The following is an 18,166-nucleotide window of genomic DNA, read 5'->3' as shown; positions in this document are numbered from 1 at the left end:
AGATCACAATATTTGACGTGCGCGTAAACGTCAAATAGCTTTGGAAACAAAATTTCGTCAGTGAATAAGGCCAGAAATCGGCCTTCGAGTTGCGCCGTCCGCCCTGCCAGGACTAGCGCCGCTAGCTAAGCGGAGCTGTCGATTTTCTGGGAATCAGGGTCGGTGCCGACAGGCGAATGCGATCGTCTCCCAAAGCGTGCGGATCGTTCAAAAGTTCCAGCGCATGCGATGCGATCTGTGTAAACGGTACCCGCATCGTCGTCAAAGGCGTTGGCAAGTGGCTGACGATGGGAATGTCGTTGTAACCCACCAGCGAGATATCGCCCGGCACGGAGAGACCCATCTTCGACAGCTGCGACAAAGCGCCAACGGCCGTGTTGTCATTGACTGCGAAGATCGCGGTTGGCCTGTCGTCCAGCGCCATCAGTTTCTCAACGGCCTCACCCCCGGCCTCGATACCGAAGGTGGAGGCAACGATACGGCCCGGCTCTACCGCAATGCCCGCTTCCGTCAATGCCTGCCGGTAGCCATCGACACGCCCGCGGGCGCTAGAGGCATAGGGGGGGCCCGCAATCACGCCGATTTTCCGGTGCCCGAGGTCGAGCAAATGGCGGGTGGCCAGATAACCGCCCAGCCTGTCGTCTCCGACAGAGGATAGACTGTGCCCGTCAGTTCTGAGCGCCAGCACATAGGGCACGCCACGTTCGGCCAGCTCATCGGGAAAATCATCATCTTCGCGGGCGGTTGAGAGAATGAGCCCGTCTACGCCCCTCTTCAAAAGCGATTCCGCCGCAAGGCGATCTGCTTTCGGTTTGTCATCCGTGGTGGCGACGATGGCGAAGCGGCCTGTCCTGCTGCAGGCCTTGGCAAGACATTCGTAGAGCATGGCCATAACTGTATCGGTCAGCCTCGGCACGATAACGCCCACCGTCATGGTGTTACCACGCCGAAGGCTGGCGGCCGAGACATCGCGCACATATCCCAGTTCTTCGGCGATCTTGCGCACCCTTCGCGCGGTCTCGCTATCCGAGCGCGGCAAGCGCTCATCCAGAATTCTGGAAACCGTCGATTTGGAGACACCCGCCGCTGCCGCCACACCGTGAAGCGTGACGCGTGACTGACGGGCATAGTCGTCCACTTTTGAATTCATTGGCATTTTCCAAACGAGTCGCAGGGATGTGCATTTGATTTTTAGCATGCACCAAAAAAGCTGTTGACTCCAGCGCGAAATGGATCGATCTTGGGAACGTTCCCATTAACGATCTAGCCTGCTGATCGTACCGGACGGCAGCTGACAAGGAGGAGTTTTCAGATGCAACCGATGGACCTTCGCGGATTGAGCCCCGCACCCGTTACAGCTTTCACCAAAGACGGTGAAGTCGATCACGTCGCCAATGCGAAGATCGCCAAATGGCTCGTTTCTTTCAAAGGCGTCAAAAGCCTCGTGATTCTCGGCCATGCCGGTGAAGGCACGTTCCTGACGGAAGAAGAGCGCCTTGCCCTCATTCGTACCTATGTCGAAGCGGTCGATGGCGCTGTTCCGATCATTGCCGGCATTACCGGTGAAGGCACGAAGGTCGCCGCCGCCGAAGCCAAGAAGTGCAAGGCCGCAGGCGCTACCGGCGCGCTCGTCTATCCAAATCATGGATGGCTGCGTTTCGGCTTCCAGAAGGGCGCTCCACAGGATCGCTACAAGGCAATCTGGGAAGAGTCTGGCCTGCAAGAAATCCTGTTCCAGTATCCTGACGTCACCAAGGCCAGCTACGATCTGGACACCCAGCTGGATATCGCCGCCCAGGAAGGCGTCGTCGCCACCAAGAACGGCGTGCGCAACATGAAGCGCTGGTATGTGGAAATTCCGGAGCTGAAAAAGGCCAATCCGGACCTGCAGATCCTCAGCTGCCATGACGAATGGCTGCTGCCAACCATGTTCGATGTGGACGGTCTTCTGGTCGGTTACGGCAATATTGCGCCGGAACTGCTTATTGACCTCATTGATGCCGGCAAGGCACAAAACTACCCGGAAGCCCGCAAGATTTTCGAGCGCCTGCTGCCGGTCACTCGCGCCGTTTATCACCGCGGTTCGCACATGGAAGGCACGGTTGCCCTCAAGCTCGGCCTCGTTCATCGCGGCATACTCGACCATGCCACCATTCGCGAGCCGCTGAAGAATCTCGGCACCAAGGCAGAGCAGGAAATCTTTGCTGCTTTCGATGCTGCCGGTATTGGCAGAGCCGAACTGCTTCAGGCCGCCGAATAAGATTGGCGCTTTGCGCCCGGCATGGTCCGGGCGCTGAAACGAGACTTCTGTATTCCTCAGAAATCCTCCCCGTCCCGCTTTTGCGGGGCGGTGGCGAGCCTTATCGGCATGGCACAGCGGGATGACTGGCCAATGCTGCAAATGATCGAAATTCGCATTTCAGACCCAGCGAGCGCCGTGCTTTTTCAAAGCACGCAGAACGCTCCGGCTTTAAACTTCGCATCGCGCTTTTTTGAAAATCGTCTAGAATTTTCGAGCGCATGCGCCAACCAGGATCAGCGCCACCGACCGGGAGATGGAGTGTCGGGATGCGCGAAGGAGGAGCCATGAACTTTATGCAATCCGTGCCCGAGGGGGCGGCGAGAGTTGCCGATCCGCAGGCCGATATCAGTGCGCGTCTCGAACGTCTGCCGATTACCCGCGAGGTTTTCTGGGCACGTAACATCGTTGGCGCTGCAACCTTCTTCGATGGCTATACCGTTATCGCCATCGCCTATGCCATGCCCGTGCTGGTCAAGGAATGGGGGCTGACGCCCTCGCAGACAGGCATGATCCTGTCCATGGGCTATCTCGGTCAGTTGATCGGCGCGGTCCTGTTCGGCTGGCTAGCGGAAAAGGTCGGTCGTCTGAAAGTGCTTCTCTTCACCATCCTGCTCTTCGTCAGCATGGATGTGGCCTGCCTGTTTGCCGCCGGAGCCGTCTCCATGATGGCGTTCCGCTTCGTTCAGGGCATCGGCACTGGTGGCGAAGTGCCAGTCGCCAGCGCCTACATCAATGAAATCATCGGCTCCAAGGGGCGCGGACGGTTCTTCCTGCTTTATGAGGTCATGTTCCTTCTGGGGCTCGTGGGTGCCGGTCTTATCGGTTACTTCCTGGTGCCGACCTATGGCTGGAAAGCCATGTTCGTCGTCGGCCTCGTCCCAGCCATGTTGATGATACCGCTGCGCTGGTTCCTCAAGGAATCCCCACGCTGGCTGGCCGCCAATGGTCGCTATGACGAAGCGAATGCCATTGTCACCAAGATGGAAGAAAGCGCCCGCGCGGCTGGCAAGGAGCTGCCCGAACCGAAGATCAGTGTCCGCGCCATTCAGCGCAAATCCGACTGGCGCGAACTCTTCCAGGGCATCTATCTCAAGCGCACCTTGTCCATCTGGGCCATGTGGTTTTGCGCCTATATGGTGGCCAACGGCACGATCACCTGGTTGCCGACGCTCTATCGCCAGACCTTCAACCTACCGCTTGAAACCAGCATTCTCTACGGCTTCATGACCTCGGCTGGCGGTGTAGTGGCCGCAGTCATCTGCGCGCTCCTGATCGACAAGGTCGGCCGCAAGCGCTGGTATGCCGGTGCCCTGCTTCTGGCCCCCATTCCGCTTCTCGTGCTTGCATGGCTCGGCGCCACCTCTCCCATTCAGGTGTTGATCCTCGGCGGTCTTGCCTATGCCATCGTCCAGACCGTGACTTTTTCGCTCTACCTCTATTCGGCGGAAATCTACCCCACGCGTCTGCGCGCTTTGGGAACAGGTACGGGCAGCGCTTGGCTGCGGCTCGGCTCTTCGGCAGGTCCGATTCTGGTGGGCTTCGTCATGTCGTCCATGGGTATTCAGTATGTCTTTGCAACCTTCGCCGCCATTCTGCTGGTCGGCGCGTTGGTGACCATTCTCTTCGCCGTCGAGACGAAGGGACAAGCACTGGAGGAACTGTCTCCCTGACAGATATTTTTTGACAGCTGTACCGCCCGCTTTCCAGACATGGAGAGCGGGCTTTTTCATTGTGTCAGCAAGCAGCTGGAAATCGTTCGAAGAGGCGCTTTTCCGGCATATATGAAGAAAAAGTTAAATAAGCTAATGCCCCGTTAACCATTTATTTACCAAATATGGCGAAATGTTCAAAGTCATAGGACTGCTTCGCGAACCGGGGCGTTCCATGAGCAAAAAAGCAAGAACTCCGTGTTCCGCACCGGGACTACCAGCGGAACAGTTAAACCGGGCAACGACGAAGCGAGCAGGAAGATGAACGGATTGCGATCGAATTCCCATCGTCAAAACGACAGATCGTCTCTGGACGCGCTCAACCGCACCATTGAAGGTCTGGAAGCCCGGATCGAAGATCTGCTGGGCACCAAATCCACTCGCCCTGCTCATGATATCCACACGCCCCGCGCAGAGACTGATCGTGCAGGATTTCAAAACGGCCCTGTAAGGCCGGCGATGAAGCCGCGCTTCGATCCCGTCAACGAAATCCGTCAGCGCCAACAGGCGCTCGATGCACGTTGGGAACGCCAGCAGGCGGAAGCGCCACGCGCGACGGATCTTGCCGCCGAGCGTGAACTGGACCGCCGTTATGCAGAGCGCGAATACCGCGCTTCCACCGCCATTCCCCCGGCACGCCCACGCCCCACGGCCCGTTTCGAGCGCACCGCACCGCCTGCCCCTGCACAGGGCGACGCAGCGCTGCGCGAAGTGGCCGAGGCGCTTGTCAGCCTGCGTCAGGAACTGAAGCACGAAATTTCCGAAGGCGTTGCCCGCGAAATGCAGGGCGTGCGTTCCGAACTGCGCAACATCCGCTCCTTTGCAGAAAATCAGGATTTTGCCGAGGATATCCGCGAGGATGTCGCACGGCTGGCAGCCAGCATCGAGCGCATGGGTGAAACCTCTTCGCCCGACGCCGAAGCCCTGCGCAATGAGTTCGAAGAGCTGCGCAGCCTGATGGATCAGGTTGCCCGTGAAGACAGCATGCACCGCATGGAAAGCCGTTTCGATACGGTGGACGATACGCTGCGTGGTTTCGACAATGCCCCGCTTCAGGACGAGATCGTCGCGCTTGCCTACCGTCTGGATGACATCAAGGGCCAGCTCGGCACGATGAGCGGCAGCACAGCCGCCGTGCGCGCGCTGGAAGAAAAGCTTCTGACCATTGCCGGTGCCGTCGAGCAGCTGGGCAAACACATTCAACCCAATGACGAGGCTTTCGGCGAGCATTTCTCCGGCCTCGATGAGCGCCTGGACGAAATCAGCCGTGCGATTGCCGCTGCCGGAAACCGCCCTGCCCCGAGCTTCGATGCAACGCTGGCCGAGCGGCTGGAAAACCGCCTGAATACGCTGTCTTCGCAGATCGAAAATCTGAAGGACGCGACCGAGGCGAAAGATAAGCCATCTGACGCATTGGGTGCGCGCCTCGACGCCCTGACCACCCGTATCGAAGAGCTTTCCGCCGAGCGTAGCGTTTCGCAGCTGGGTGAGCGGCTGGATCAGCTGTCCCTGCTGCTGGAGCGTTCGCAGCGCCCGTCCAGCCAGCCGGAACTCACATCCTTCCTGACCGACATTTCCCGCAAGATCGATGAACTGGGCAGCGGCGCCGTCAACGACCAGTTGGCCGAACGGCTGGAGAAAATCGCACGCCGGATCGAACAGATCGAGGCAAAGCCTGCGCCTGCGAAAAATCCGTCCTACGACGTCGCCTTCAAGCGTTTGGAAGATCGTCTAAGCGACATTGCTGCGAAGCTGGATGAGACACAGGCCCCGGCCAGCGTCGTTGCCAACGACATGTCGCCGGAACTCGACCGTCGCATGGCCAATATTGAAGACTATATGGCCTCCAGCGACGAATATATCATCGAAGCGGCCCGGCAGGCGGCAGAAGCGGTTCTGGAAGCGCATACGCGCAACAATCTGGCCCAGACGGCCAGCAATGCCGACATGGTCATTCTGACCGAACTCGCTAATGATCTGCGCAAGCTGGAAGGTCTGAGCCGCAACACCGAAGAGCGCACGCACCGCACCTTTGAAGCGCTGCATGAAACGCTGGTGCAGATTGCCGGTCGTCTCGACCATCTGGACAATCGCCCGGCACCACGCACGCCCGCACCTGCACCTGTCAGCCTTTCCGACACGGATTGGGCCGAGTATGAAGGCGGGGCGCGCATGCCTGCGGCCACGTTTCCCGAAGACGGTCTGATTGCCAAGGACAGCGCAAGCGCCTTCGACACTGAGACCGCCCGCCAGCTGGACAGCGCCCTTGCCACCGATACGCTAGTGCCGCCGGAAGCCGAAAAGCCTGTTGCTGAAAAGCGCGGCCTGCTATCCGGCCTGACGCGTCGCTTCAAGTCCAGCGCCGCCAAGACCGAAGAAGCCCCTAAGGCCGAGGTTTCCGCACGCACGCAGATCGACCCTGCACCATCGCTGGACCCAGTCGATGTGTTGCAGGCCGATATCGAAACCGAACTGCTGGAGCCAGGCTCCGGTGCGCCTGATATCAAGAAGATTCTGGAGCGTGTTCGCGCCAGCCAGACGGCTGCTGCCCGCGCCGGTGCAGGCGAGAGCGATAACCGCGCCGACTTCATTGCCGCGGCTCGCCGCGCCGCTCAGGCCGCCGCACAGGAAAGCGTTCCGGACAGAAGCGCCGCTTCGCGCCCGCAGCGCAGCAAGGCCGCCGTCGAGAAGCAGGGCTCCGCCCTGTCCCGCTACCGCCGACCGCTGCTTCTGGGTATCGGCGCTATTCTGCTGGCCATGATGGCAATGCCCGCCATCAAATCCTTCGTCGGTGGCGAAACGACACCTGCTGCCATCGTGACCGAACCGAAGAGCGTTGAGCCCATGTCGGCTCCGCCTGTCGCCGCACCGGTTGAGGCGACGCCTGTCAGCGCCGAGCCTCCTGTGACGGTTCCATCCGATAACACAATCGACGAAAAGGCGAAGGCCGCCGGTGAACGGATGCAGGTGGAAGCCGACAAGGGCGACCATCTGATCGACACGCGGCCAATCGGCGGCGTTCGCCTGCCGCAGGAAACACCGACGATTTCCGTTCCAACCGCATCGCGCGGAACCGGCGTTGCAGAGCGCTTGCAGCCAGCAACCTCGATCCCGGACGTGCAGCAGACAGAGTTCAAAAAGGAAGCTGTCCAGCCGGCAGTTGAGACCATCACCGTTCCCGAAGGCATTGCCCCGCCGTCTCTGGCGGATGCCGCCTCCAAGGGCGATCGGGTAGCGCTGTTTGAAATCGGTGTGCGCTACACGGATGGTCAGGGCGTTGCAGCCGACCGTACCGAGGCAGCCAAGTGGTACAAGCTGGCGGCTGATCGTGGTCTTGCACCGGCGCAGTATCGCTTGGGCAACATGTATGAGAAGGCCAACGGCGTAGAGCGCAATCTTTCCGAAGCCAAGCGCTACTACCAGATGGCCGCAGATCAGGGCAATGCGGGCGCGATGCACAATCTCGCCGTGCTGCTGGCCTCAGACGCCGCTGGCGCGCCTGATTTCACCGCCGCTGGCGACTGGTTCATCAAGGCATCCAACCTCGGCGTTCGTGACAGCCAGTTCAACCTTGCCATTCTCTATGCCCGTGGCAGTGGCGTGCAGCAGAGCCTTGAAGAGTCCTACAAGTGGTTTGCCATTGCCGCCCGTGATGGCGATGCCGATGCTGGCCAGAAGCGTGACGATGTGGCCAAGGCCATGCGTCCGGAACAGCTGGCCAGCGCCAAGGCGAAGGTCGATGCGTGGCAGGTAACGCCGCTGAATGAAGAGGCAAATTCCGTCAACCCGCCTGCCGAATGGACCGGCGGCGAGGAGATCAAGACCTCCTCCGTCGACATGCAGAAGGCGATCCGCAACATTCAGGCCATTCTCAACAACAATGGCTTCAAGGCCGGTGAGCCTGATGGCAAGCTGGGTCGCAACACGGTCACCGCCATCAAGAACTTCCAGAAGTCCGTTGGCCAGACGCCGGATGGCCGCATTACCGACGAGCTGGTCACTGCGTTGCTGGCCCGCAACAAGTAATTTGCCTGTTGGCCGATCTTTCCAAATTATCAACGTATTTGCCGTTGAATAATTGACAGTCATGCCTGCCAAGGGCATGACCGATGAAAGGTCGCATGGCCGCTTGCCTTGACCCTTCAGACAGATACCACCCCTTCGTGGCAAGGCCCGCCTGATGGCGGTTTTTGCCGTTTTGGACGCAACCACGTCCGAGGTCCGCATGTCCGAGGTCCTATTGTGACTGTCTATCTGCCCATTGCAGAACTTTCGGTGAATATCTTCATCATTCTCGGCATGGGCGCGGCTGTGGGGTTTCTGTCTGGCATGTTCGGCGTGGGTGGCGGATTTCTCATCACGCCGCTCTTAATCTTCTACAATATTCCGCCCGTCGTGGCCGTCGCCACCGGCGCCAACCAGGTTGTCGCCTCATCCGTTTCCGGCTCCATCACCCATTTCCGGCGCGGCACACTGGATGTAAAGCTGGGCGGTATTTTGCTGATCGGCGGCTTGTGCGGGGCCACCCTTGGCGTATGGCTGTTTACGCTTCTGCGCAGCATCGGCCAGCTCGATCTCATCATCTCCCTGCTTTACGTCATCCTGCTGTCCACCGTTGGCGCTCTGATGCTGAAGGAGAGTATTTCGGCCATTCGCCGCACCGCGCGCAATGAAACGGTGACGCTACGCCGCCCCGGCCACCACAATTGGGTGCACCGCCTGCCGCTGAAAATGCGTTTCAAAAAATCGAAGCTCTATCTCAGTGTCATCCCCATTATCGTTCTCGGCTTCGGCATCGGCGTTCTGACCTCCATCATGGGTGTGGGCGGCGGCTTCATTATGGTTCCTGCCATGATCTACCTGCTGCGCATCCCCACCAATGTCGTTGTCGGCACATCGTTGTTCCAGATCATTTTCGTCACCGCCTATACGACCATCGTGCAGGCCGCGACGAACTATTCCGTCGATATCGTACTGGCTTTCATTCTGATGCTGGCTGGTGTGGTGGGCGCGCAATATGGCGTGCGCGTGGGCCAGAAACTGCGCGGCGAGCAGCTGCGTGCGCTGCTGGCGCTGCTGGTTCTGGCCGTCGGCGTGCGACTGGCCATCACGCTGGTGATCAAGCCGGACGACCTGTTTTCCGTGGCTGTCGGAGGGCTGGGCTATTGATCCGCGCCGCCCTTTTCGCAGCTGCTTTTTGTGCCGTCTCGGCCACGGCTTTCGCGCAGACCCCGCCGCTCGCGATCTCGCCGAATGCTTCTGGCCAGCCCCGCACCTTGCAGGAAAACATCGAGATTGGCGCATCCACCACGGAAATCTCCATAGCGTCGGATTTTCGCGGCGCTGATTTCACCATGTTCGGCGCGCTGAACAATGCCGACCAGTTGCTGCTGGCAATCGGTCAATATGACATCGTGGTGACGCTGGAAGGCCCGAACGACTATTCCACCGTCCGCAAAAAAAGCCGGGTGGCGGGTATCTGGATCAACACCAGCGCGATCACCTTCGCGCCGCTGCCGGAATCCTACTCCATGGCCAGCACCCGCAACATCGACAATATCGCAACAGCAGGCACGCTAAAGGCCATGGGCCTTGGCGTGGAACATCTGCCGCTGCGCAGTGCGGTGTTTTCCGGCGTGCCAGACAATGTCTTCGACTTCCAAGACGCCTATCGTCGCCTGAAACTGTCCAGCGGCATCTATCGCAACGACACGACCGGCGTGCGGCTGGAACGCACCGGCCTCTTCTGGGCCACCCTACGCCTGCCCGCCAACGTCCCCAACGGCGTCCACACGGCGCGGGCCTATCTGTTCAAAAGCGGCATGCCGGTGGCGCAAAAGGAATTGCGACTGCGCGTGGTGAAGACGGGCATGGAGCAGGCGATCACGGATGCGGCGCATCAGACACCGGTGGTGTATGGCATGCTGTGCGTGCTGCTGGCGGTGGTGACGGGTTGGGGTGCTAGTATTTTGTTCAGGCGGGATTAAGACCTTCCCGGGTTGGGTTGTCTCGACCGTACATTTGGGTATGCCCTTCGACATTCGCCGACGCCGGAGCAAGCTCGCCCCCTCTGCCTGCCGGCATCTCCCCCACAGGTGGGGAGATCAGGCCGGGGGTGAGGTCCTGGCCATCTTGAGCGTTGTTGATGGGTGAGAGCAAGTTTGCTTGGTTTGTCATTCCTCTGACGCCGCTGGGTAGAGGGATGAGCGTGCCTCTTGCCAATCTCCCCACCTGTGGGGGAGATGCCCGGCAGGGCAGAGGGGGGTGAGCGGCATATTCCGCCCTCTCATGGGTGCGGGCAACCACACCCTCCGCCCTCATGCTGAGGTGACGCGCAGCGCCCTCGAAGCATCCGACCGCACACTCTGTGGTCTCATCCCGCAACCCTCGTCCTTCGAGGCCCCTGCGGGGCACCTCAGGATGAGGGTAGCTGCGTTGGGCTCGCATCGGCCTCGCATCCAAGCATCCCAAAAAATCTCACCCCAGCAAGTTCACAAACCGAACCGAATAAATACGGTCCCGCCCCAACAAATGCGCAACCAGCGCCGAATGATCGAACAGACCCCGCATCGCCTTGTGCCGTAAATCCAACCCACCGCTCAACACCCCAAACGCAGGCATCAACATACGGGTGCCATCCGTGGCGAAACACGGGCGGCGCACCGATTTGTCGCGGCGGCGGACGGTGGCGGCGGGGTGGAGGTGGCCAGCGATTTCACCCGCGGATGCGCCCAATTTCGGCTCGTGACGGAAGACGAGGTTGCCGTAGAACATTTCATCGCTGGAAGAACCCGGCAAATCCACCGTGCCATCGGGATCGTGGTTGCCGTTGATCCAGATCCATTCGCGACCCCGCGCCATTTCCCTGATGAGATCGCGCAAGGGCAGAGGCAAATGCTGCGAGCCGATGCGATCATGGAAATTATCGCCAAGGCTGATGACGATTTTGGGATCGTAGCGGGTGATCAGCGATGACAGGATTTTGAGGGTGGCGATGGTGTCATAGGGCGGCAGAAGGCGGCCACGGCGGGCAAACGCCGCACCTTTTTCCAGGTGCAAATCCGAGACGACCAGCAGCGAGAGGTCGGGCAGATAGAGCCCGCCCAGCGGATCGCACCAGCCGGCGACGCCGTTGATGGCGGTTTCCGAGCCGAGGCATTCGAAGCCGGTGGCAAATTTGTCGCTCAGGGCAAGTCGGCTCAGCACGTTTCGGTTTTGTCCTTCATATCCTCTAGGCGGATGAATCATGACATCGCATCCGCAATCAGCTCATCGGCGGCTTCGGCCAGCACATCGTCCAGAGCCTGACCCGGCACCGTCTCGCGCCCGATTTCCATCATGACAGGTACGGCGAGTGGCGAGACATGCTCCAGAGCACAATGGGTGGTGTGGCCCTTGATTCGCCTTAGCATATCGCCAAGACGGCCAATGTCCAAAAGTCCGGCTGCCGCATCGCGACGCGTGGCTTCCAGCAGGATGTGGTCCGGCTCATGGCTGCGAAGAACGTCATAAATAAGATCAGCAGAAACCGTGACCTGCCGCCCGGTCTTCTCCTTGCCGGGATGGCGGCGCTCGATGAGGCCGGAAATGATCGCGCAATTGCGGAAGGTGCGCTTGAGCATGAAGGATTCGTCGAGCCATGCTTCGAGATCATCGCCCAGCATATCCTCATCCAGTAGATCCGGCAGCGACAGGCGGTCCGATTGCAGGCGCATGCCGATATCTTCCAGCGCCCAGATGGCCAGCGAATAATCCGTAGCGACAAAGCCCATGGGCTTGGCCCCTGCCCGCTCCAGACGTCGCGTCAGCAGCATGCCGAGCGTCTGGTGCGCCAAGCGCCCCTCGAAAGGATACATGACCATGAAGAAGCGCTTGCGGAAGGGGAAGGTCTCGACCAGTAGCTCATCCCGCTTGGGAATGATCGACTTTTCCTTCTGGATCGCCAGCCAGTCGCGCACCTGATCCGGCAAGGCGTGCCAGCGGGCGGGATCGGCCAGCATAGACCGCACTTGGTCCGCCAGATAGGTGGAGAGCGGAAACTTGCCGCCCGCATAGGACGGGATTTTCGGATCCATGGAAAAGGCCTGGCTGACGAGGCATTCACTTTCGCGAATGCCTTCGAAGCGCAGAACCTTGCCCGCAAACAGGAAGGTATCGCCCTGCACCAGCTGTTCGAGAAAATGCTCTTCCACCTTGCCGAGCGACATGCCGCCGCGCCCGATGATGCCCTTGGCATTGCGCTTGACCATGCGGACATTGAGTTCTGCCGCCTCGACAATGGTGCCGAGGTTGAGCCGGTATTGCATCGCGACCTGGGGGTTGGAGACGCGCCACAGGCCATCCTTCGTCTGGCGGATGCGGGCGTACCGCTCATAGGTGCGCAGGGCATAACCGCCGGTGGCGGTGAAATCGACGATGCGGTCGAAGGTTTCGCGCGGCAGGTCTGCGTATGGCGAGGCGGTGGTGACTTCGCGGTAGAGATCATCCGCATCGAAGGGTTCGGCGCAGGCCATGCCCAGCACATGCTGGGCCAGCACATCCAGCGCGCCCTCGGCAATCGGCGGCGTGTCCTGCGCACCGATGTAGTTGGCGTCGAGCGCGGCGCGGCATTCCATGACCTCGAAGCGGTTGGCGGGCACGAGGATGGCCTTGGAGGGCTCGTCCATGCGATGATTGGCACGACCGATGCGCTGGGCAAGGCGGCTCGCCCCCTTCGGCGCACCGACATGCACGACGAGATCGACATCACCCCAGTCAATGCCAAGGTCCAAGGTGGAGGTGGCGACGACGGCGCGCAGCTTGTTGTCGGCCATCGCCGCTTCCACCTTTCGGCGCTGGCCCGCATCCAGCGAGCCGTGATGTAGCGCAATCGGCAGATTGTCGTCGTTGATAGTCCAGAGTTCCTGAAAGATACGCTCTGCCTGCGAGCGGGTGTTGACGAAGATCAGCGTCGTCTTGTGCGCCTTCAAGGCCGGATAGAGATCCTGCATGGCATAACGCGCCGAATGGCCGGACCATGGGATGCGCTCTTCCGTGCCGAGAATGGCGATATCAGGTTTTGCACCGCCATCCACGGTGATGAGACCGGCAGTGGGTTCGCCTTCTGTCTGTGGGCTGAGATAGCGTTGCAGATCCATCGGGTCTGCCACCGTCGCAGACAGGCCGATGGTGCGCATGGCAGGCGCGTGTTTGCGGATGCGGGCAATGGCCAGCGACAGGAGGTGCCCGCGCTTGGAGGTGACGAGCGAATGGAGCTCGTCCAGCACCACATATTTCAGGTCTTTGAAGAAGCGTTCGGCTTCCTTGTTGGCGAGTAGCAGCGAGACCTGTTCCGGCGTCGTCAGCAGAATATCCGGCGGTTTCAGCTTCTGGCGCTGGCGCTTGGCCTGCGGCGTATCGCCGGTGCGGGTTTCGACCGATATGGGCAGGCCCATTTCCGAAACCGGCTTCATCAGGTTGCGCTCGATATCGACGGCCAGTGCTTTCAGCGGCGAAATGTAGAGCGTGTGGACTCCGACGAAGGCCGAGCCGGGTGGTATTTTGCCCCGTTCCGCCAGATCGGTGAGCGAGGCCATGAAACCGCCCAGCGTCTTGCCCGCCCCGGTTGGCGCAATCAGCAGCATGTTTTCGCCAGCACGGGCGCGAGCGGATAATTCCAGCTGATGGGCGCGCGGGCTCCAGCCCTTTTCGCCGAACCAATTCTGGAAGGATAAAGGCAAGCTGCCGACATCGACGCCGGAGATGGGGGGCTCTGTGTGTTTCACTGCTCTAAAGTAGTGAAGCACGGGCGAAAAAGAAGGCCTTAGAGATCAGCGTACGACGACATAGCGATCCGAGCGGTGGTTGATGGCGAGGAAGAGGTTCAGCACGAAGGCGCCGACGATGGAGTACAGCACCGTTTCGGGATTGATGACGGCAAAGGCGGCGATCATGACGCAGCTGTCGAAGGCGAGCTGGATGAGACCGGCGCGGATGCCGAAACGATCCTGAATATAGATGGCAAGAATGCCGATGCCGCCGAGGCTGGCGCGGTGACGGTAAAGCGCCAAAAGGCCGTAGCCCAACAGAAGACCGCCGAGCAATGCCGCCCAGAGAGGATTGATGCTTTCAATCACCATCCAGCGGCTTTCTACTTCGGTCAACACCGACACGAGGCCAATGGCGATGAAGGTTTTGAACGAGAAGGCAAGGCCTAAACGGCGGAAGGACAGGTAATAGAAGGGCAGATTGACGAGGAAAAACAACAAGCCGAAGCTGATGCCGAAGGCGTAGTGCAGGAGAAAGGCGACGCCCGCCGTGCCGCCAGTGAGCAGCCCGACCTTGGCAAGAAGGTAGAAACCGAGCGCCGAAACGATGCTGCCGGTGACGATGCCCTGAATGTCTTCCACCGGCGCATGCTTGGCCGGATCGGCACTCCACATGCCATAAACGCTTCTCGTGAATGCCATGCGCGCTACCCCGAAATGGAACTGTCAATGCTGGTGAATATGTGTCGTCGCGTTTCGCATCTGCCGTGATGGATCGCTCGATAGGGCTTATTTTGCATTGCAACAGGGGCAGTTTCAATATCGATATGTAAGCAAGGCTGACCTATCGATAAAAAGGCAAGAAACGAAAAGATCAGGCCGGTTTTCTGGCAAGAAACAGAATGCCGGAGAGGGGTTTTCCGGCGTCCTTGCGAATGGTGGTTTTGCGGGTTTCCAGCACTTGCAGGCCGGACGCTTCCAAAAGCGTGCGGACATAGGCTTCCGAATGCGCATAGCGCAGGGAGGGTTGAAGGACAAAGCCCTCCTCATCGCCCGCATCTTCCACCGAGAAGGCGAAGGTGCCACCCGGTGCTAGCAACGCCAAGACCAGCGGCATGACGGTTTCCAGACTGCCGAGATACATCATCACATCTGCGGCTGCGACCAGATCAGCGCGGTGATGGGGAAGGTCATCTGCAAAGAGACCGGATGTTTCTGCCGCCAGCGAAAGATCGGCTTGAGCCAGATGGTGGTAGATGGCCTTTTCCACGGCCTTGGCCAGCATGTTGGTGGAGAGGTCGAAGCCTTCGAGGCGCTGCATCCAATCCTGTATTTCGACGCCGAGCAGGCCAGTGCCGCAGCCGATATCGACAGTGCAGGTGAATTGGCCGCTGGCCGGTTTTGCCGTTTCGATCAGCGCTGCCAGCTTCTGTGGCACGCTGTATTCCAGCTTTTCCACCAGCGAGGTTTCGAAGCGGTCTGCGTAATCATCGAAAAGGCCTTCGATATAGGCGCTCGGCGGTTGCTCCGGTGTTTCGGCTGCACCCAACACCGCGAGTTTCAGGGGCGCGGCGAAAATGCCCTCGGGGTCCAGCCGATCGACCGTTTCATAGGCCGTAATTGCCTTTTCCCTCTGCCCAGCCTTTTCGCAGTAATCTCCCAACTGTACCCAGCCTGCCGCCCATGTAGGCGTGAGCTCCAGCGCCTGTTCCATCAGTTCGGCGGCCGCGGCATGTTCCCCGTTTTCAGCCAGCATGCGGGCATAGTCCGCGCGGCGGTCTGCAATGACATCGCCGGAAGAAAACTGGTTGGATGCCATCAGCGCTTTTCCTGAAAGAGGTGGGCTGTCTTTCATCAAGCCATAAAAAAACTCAAGTCCTATTTCATGGCAGCGGCAAATATCGCGCATGCAAAGGCGTGAAAGCTTGCATAGAGGCACCATGCTTTCTATGTCTTGGCTGAATTCAGGAGATTTTGCAGATGGCGGGTGAAGTGGATAAGGTGCTGGGTGACAGTGTAGCGCGCACGATCATAAAGTTGCTGGTCGTATCCTTGATCGTCGGCTTCGTCATGGCAGTCTTCGGCCTGACACCGTGGAACATCATCTATGGCGTCAGAGATTTCATCCTCGACCTCTGGCACAGCGGCTTTCGCGCCTTGGGCAGCATTGGCGATTATCTGCTGGCGGGTGCTGTCATCGTCATCCCCGTTTTCATCATTCTTCGCCTTTTGAGCTTCCGCCGCTGATATGACCCAACATTCCCTGATGACATTTTCACGGCGCGGCTTCGTGCTGGTCTCTACCGGCACGCTGCTATCGGCCTGCGTTTCCATGCCCACCAACAAGGGCGTCACAGCTGGCACCCGCGACGAAACGGCCTCGGCGCTGCCCATGGTCAACGAGCTTCGCCGTTCCAAGGGGCTGTCTGCGCTTTCCGCCAACAGCGCCGCGCAACAGGCGGCAGCTTTTCAGGCCAGCCGCATGGTGAAGGCGCAGAAAATGGCGCATCTCATCGGCCTCACCGACAGCTTTCTCATTCGCATGAGGGATGGCAACGTTCCCCTGCCTGCGGCTGAAAACGTGGCGGCTGGGCAGGATACGGTCGAGCGCGTGGTAAAGGCGTGGATTGGCTCTCCGCACCATTTGGAGAATATGCTGGGGAATTATGGCGGGCTGGGTGTGGCGGTGGCCTATGATGCGGCGGCGAAGAACCGGCCGTATTGGGCTATGGTGCTGTGTCGGTGATGAGGGTTTAGTTTAGCGGAAACCTACAATCCGCCGTCACCCCGCACTTGCTGCGGGGTCCAGTGCGATCAAGTCCTTGATCGCGAAAGACTCTTCCGCCACGCAGACGCGTGGCTGCTGGATGCCGGGTCAAGCCCGGCATGACGTAGGAGAGGTTAAAACCTCAAATCTTCCGCTCCGCCCACTTCTCCACAGCGCTATCCCGCAACTCCCTGACATTCCCAACACGTTCACGCTCCACCAACGTAGAGAGCCCGCGCACGATGGTGCCGGGAAGGCCGGGGCCTTCGTAAACCATCGAGGAATAGAGTTGCACGAGATCGGCACCAGCCTTGATCTTTTCCAGCGCCGTTTCCGCCGAGAACACACCGCCGACACCGATGATGGGGAGGTCCGGGCCGACGCGTTTGCGCATTTTGGCAAGCACCGTCGTGGAGAGGTCGAAAAGTGGTTTGCCGGAGAGACCACCGGCCTCGCCATTGTTCTGACCGGGACGCAGGCCATCGCGAGACAGGGTCGTGTTGGAGACGATGAAGCCGTCCAGCTTGTGGGACAGGGCTTCCGCAGCGATATCGTCCAGCCCCTCCTCGGTAAGATCGGGTGCGATTTTGAGGAAAACCGGGAGGGCGCGGTTGAGCTTTGCAGCCTCGATATCGCGCTGCGCCAGGACGGCGGAAAGAAGCGCCGACAGGCTTTCCCGCGCCTGTAAATCCCGCAGGCCCGGCGTGTTGGGCGAGGATATGTTGGCGGTGAAATAGGAGGCGACGGAGGCGAAGGTTTCGATGCCTTTCACGTAATCGGCGATGCGATCTTCGCTATCCTTGTTGGCACCGATATTGACGCCGACGAGGCCGCGCAGACCGGCGGCGATGAGGCGTGCGAGTGCCGCAGCATGGCCCTCATTGTTGAAGCCGAGGCGGTTGATGACGGCTTCATTTTCCACCAGGCGGAAAATGCGGGGTTTGGGATTGCCCGATTGCGGGCGCGGCGTGACCGTGCCGATTTCGGTGAAACCGAAGCCCAGCTTCAGCAGCGGACCGGGCACTTCCGCATTCTTGTCATAACCCGCCGCCATGCCGAGCGGATTGGGGAAGACGAGGCCCGCGACCGTTTGTTGCAGGCGCGGATCGTGCGGCACCATGCAGGTGGGAATGAAGCCGGAGCGTAACGCGGTGATCGACATACCGTGGGCCACTTCCGGGTCCATCAGAAACAGACCGCGCCGACCGATCGAGGAAAAAATTCCGCTCATCATGCAATCTCCGGAAACTGGTGGGCACCATCATCATCAAGCGTCAGTGGCGTTTCCCACAGGACCGCATCCAAAGGCAAGGGCGCATAGAGATGCGGGAACTGATCACCGCCGCGCGAGGTTTCGAACACCAGCTTGTCACCCAGCGCAGCGCCATCCACCGCCACAAGCAGAAGATCGTCCTGCCCGGCAAAATGTTTCTGCGCGGTTTCCTTGACCTGGGCTGCGGTAGAGAAATGGATAAAGCCATCCGTGAGATCGATGGCCGCGCCTTTGAAAACACCCGCTTCTTTGGCGTCTCGCCAAAGGTCAGTCGGCACAATCTTGTAAATAACGGGATTGCTGATGATCGGGGGCGTTTCACTCATATGGCGTCTCCTTCACTGCGGGCGGTTTGCCGCAAATGCCGGC

Annotated in this window: 14 protein-coding genes; 7 read left to right on the top strand and 7 right to left on the bottom strand. The window is 59.8% G+C overall.

All coding sequences use genetic code 11. The features are described from left to right. Nucleotides 1-121 precede the first annotated feature (121 nt). On the bottom strand, nt 122-1,150 hold the full coding sequence (locus AC27VJ_RS02015) for a LacI family DNA-binding transcriptional regulator (RefSeq protein ID WP_488682618.1): 1,029 nt from the start codon (nt 1,148-1,150) through the stop codon (nt 122-124). A 162-nt stretch (nt 1,151-1,312) separates the two neighbouring features. Between AC27VJ_RS02015 and AC27VJ_RS02010 the strand changes: the two genes are divergently transcribed. From AC27VJ_RS02010 to AC27VJ_RS01990, 5 genes are all read left to right on the top strand, one after another. Next, a complete protein-coding gene (locus AC27VJ_RS02010) occupies nt 1,313-2,260 on the top strand; it encodes a dihydrodipicolinate synthase family protein (protein WP_488682617.1) in 948 nt (315 codons plus the stop codon). Between the two features lie 326 nt (nt 2,261-2,586). Next, nucleotides 2,587-3,972, top strand: coding sequence for an MFS transporter (locus AC27VJ_RS02005; protein WP_488682616.1), 1,386 nt, complete (start codon nt 2,587-2,589; stop codon nt 3,970-3,972). Between the two features lie 3,156 nt (nt 3,973-7,128). Next, nucleotides 7,129-8,037, top strand: coding sequence for a peptidoglycan-binding protein (locus AC27VJ_RS02000; protein WP_488683163.1), 909 nt, complete (start codon nt 7,129-7,131; stop codon nt 8,035-8,037). A gap of 216 nt (nt 8,038-8,253) precedes the next feature. After that, nucleotides 8,254-9,180, top strand: coding sequence for a sulfite exporter TauE/SafE family protein (locus AC27VJ_RS01995; protein ID WP_113089639.1), 927 nt, complete (start codon nt 8,254-8,256; stop codon nt 9,178-9,180). Next, complete coding sequence (locus tag AC27VJ_RS01990; RefSeq protein ID WP_488683162.1) at nt 9,180-9,998, top strand: TIGR02186 family protein; 819 nt, start codon at nt 9,180-9,182, stop codon at nt 9,996-9,998. Before AC27VJ_RS01995 ends, AC27VJ_RS01990 begins: the two co-directional genes overlap by 1 nt. 490 nt (nt 9,999-10,488) lie before the next feature. On the opposite strand, the gene pdeM is transcribed toward AC27VJ_RS01990, so the two are convergent. From pdeM to AC27VJ_RS01970, 4 genes are all read right to left on the bottom strand, one after another. Next, on the bottom strand, nt 10,489-11,217 hold the full coding sequence (gene pdeM, locus AC27VJ_RS01985; protein WP_488682615.1) for a ligase-associated DNA damage response endonuclease PdeM: 729 nt from the start codon (nt 11,215-11,217) through the stop codon (nt 10,489-10,491). Between the two features lie 38 nt (nt 11,218-11,255). Beyond that, entirely contained in the window at nt 11,256-13,775 is a 2,520-nt protein-coding gene (locus AC27VJ_RS01980; protein ID WP_488682614.1) for a ligase-associated DNA damage response DEXH box helicase, read from the bottom strand. Between the two features lie 45 nt (nt 13,776-13,820). Then, nucleotides 13,821-14,432: a YitT family protein gene (locus tag AC27VJ_RS01975; protein WP_488683161.1), complete on the bottom strand. Its 612-nt coding sequence runs from the start codon at nt 14,430-14,432 to the stop codon at nt 13,821-13,823. Between the two features lie 199 nt (nt 14,433-14,631). Continuing rightward, nucleotides 14,632-15,576, bottom strand: coding sequence for a class I SAM-dependent DNA methyltransferase (locus AC27VJ_RS01970; protein WP_488682613.1), 945 nt, complete (start codon nt 15,574-15,576; stop codon nt 14,632-14,634). Between the two features lie 161 nt (nt 15,577-15,737). On the opposite strand from AC27VJ_RS01970, the gene AC27VJ_RS01965 reads away from it, so the two are divergent. Continuing rightward, nucleotides 15,738-16,004, top strand: a complete 267-nt coding sequence (locus tag AC27VJ_RS01965; protein ID WP_062450945.1) for a DUF6460 domain-containing protein — start codon at nt 15,738-15,740, stop codon at nt 16,002-16,004. A gap of 1 nt (nt 16,005) precedes the next feature. Next, a complete protein-coding gene (locus tag AC27VJ_RS01960; RefSeq protein ID WP_488682612.1) occupies nt 16,006-16,503 on the top strand; it encodes a CAP domain-containing protein in 498 nt (165 codons plus the stop codon). A 163-nt stretch (nt 16,504-16,666) separates the two neighbouring features. Here AC27VJ_RS01960 and AC27VJ_RS01955 read toward each other — a convergent pair whose 3' ends face one another. Both AC27VJ_RS01955 and AC27VJ_RS01950 read right to left on the bottom strand, forming a co-directional pair. Beyond that, on the bottom strand, nt 16,667-17,755 hold the full coding sequence (locus AC27VJ_RS01955; protein ID WP_488682611.1) for a quinone-dependent dihydroorotate dehydrogenase: 1,089 nt from the start codon (nt 17,753-17,755) through the stop codon (nt 16,667-16,669). Then, nucleotides 17,755-18,123: a DUF952 domain-containing protein gene (locus AC27VJ_RS01950; protein WP_488682610.1), complete on the bottom strand. Its 369-nt coding sequence runs from the start codon at nt 18,121-18,123 to the stop codon at nt 17,755-17,757. Before AC27VJ_RS01950 ends, AC27VJ_RS01955 begins: the two co-directional genes overlap by 1 nt. Nucleotides 18,124-18,166: the final 43 nt, after the last annotated feature.

This window comes from Agrobacterium sp. 20P9.1.2 (assembly GCF_057799395.1).
This window is presented reverse-complemented; position numbering and strand designations above follow the sequence as displayed.

Bases quoted from the DNA above. Each gene is read 5' to 3' on its own strand.
- AC27VJ_RS01955 (WP_488682611.1), bottom strand. From the start codon at position 17,755: ATGAGCGGAATTTTTTCCTCGATCGGTCGGCGCGGTCTGTTTCTGATG.
- AC27VJ_RS02015 (WP_488682618.1), bottom strand. From the start codon at position 1,150: ATGAATTCAAAAGTGGACGACTATGCCCGTCAGTCACGCGTCACGCTT.
- AC27VJ_RS02005 (WP_488682616.1), top strand. From the start codon at position 2,587: ATGAACTTTATGCAATCCGTGCCCGAGGGGGCGGCGAGAGTTGCCGAT.
- AC27VJ_RS01965 (WP_062450945.1), top strand. From the start codon at position 15,738: ATGGCGGGTGAAGTGGATAAGGTGCTGGGTGACAGTGTAGCGCGCACG.
- AC27VJ_RS01960 (WP_488682612.1), top strand. From the start codon at position 16,006: ATGACCCAACATTCCCTGATGACATTTTCACGGCGCGGCTTCGTGCTG.
- AC27VJ_RS01970 (WP_488682613.1), bottom strand. From the start codon at position 15,576: ATGGCATCCAACCAGTTTTCTTCCGGCGATGTCATTGCAGACCGCCGC.
- AC27VJ_RS02010 (WP_488682617.1), top strand. From the start codon at position 1,313: ATGCAACCGATGGACCTTCGCGGATTGAGCCCCGCACCCGTTACAGCT.
- AC27VJ_RS01950 (WP_488682610.1), bottom strand. From the start codon at position 18,123: ATGAGTGAAACGCCCCCGATCATCAGCAATCCCGTTATTTACAAGATT.
- AC27VJ_RS01975 (WP_488683161.1), bottom strand. From the start codon at position 14,432: ATGTGGAGTGCCGATCCGGCCAAGCATGCGCCGGTGGAAGACATTCAG.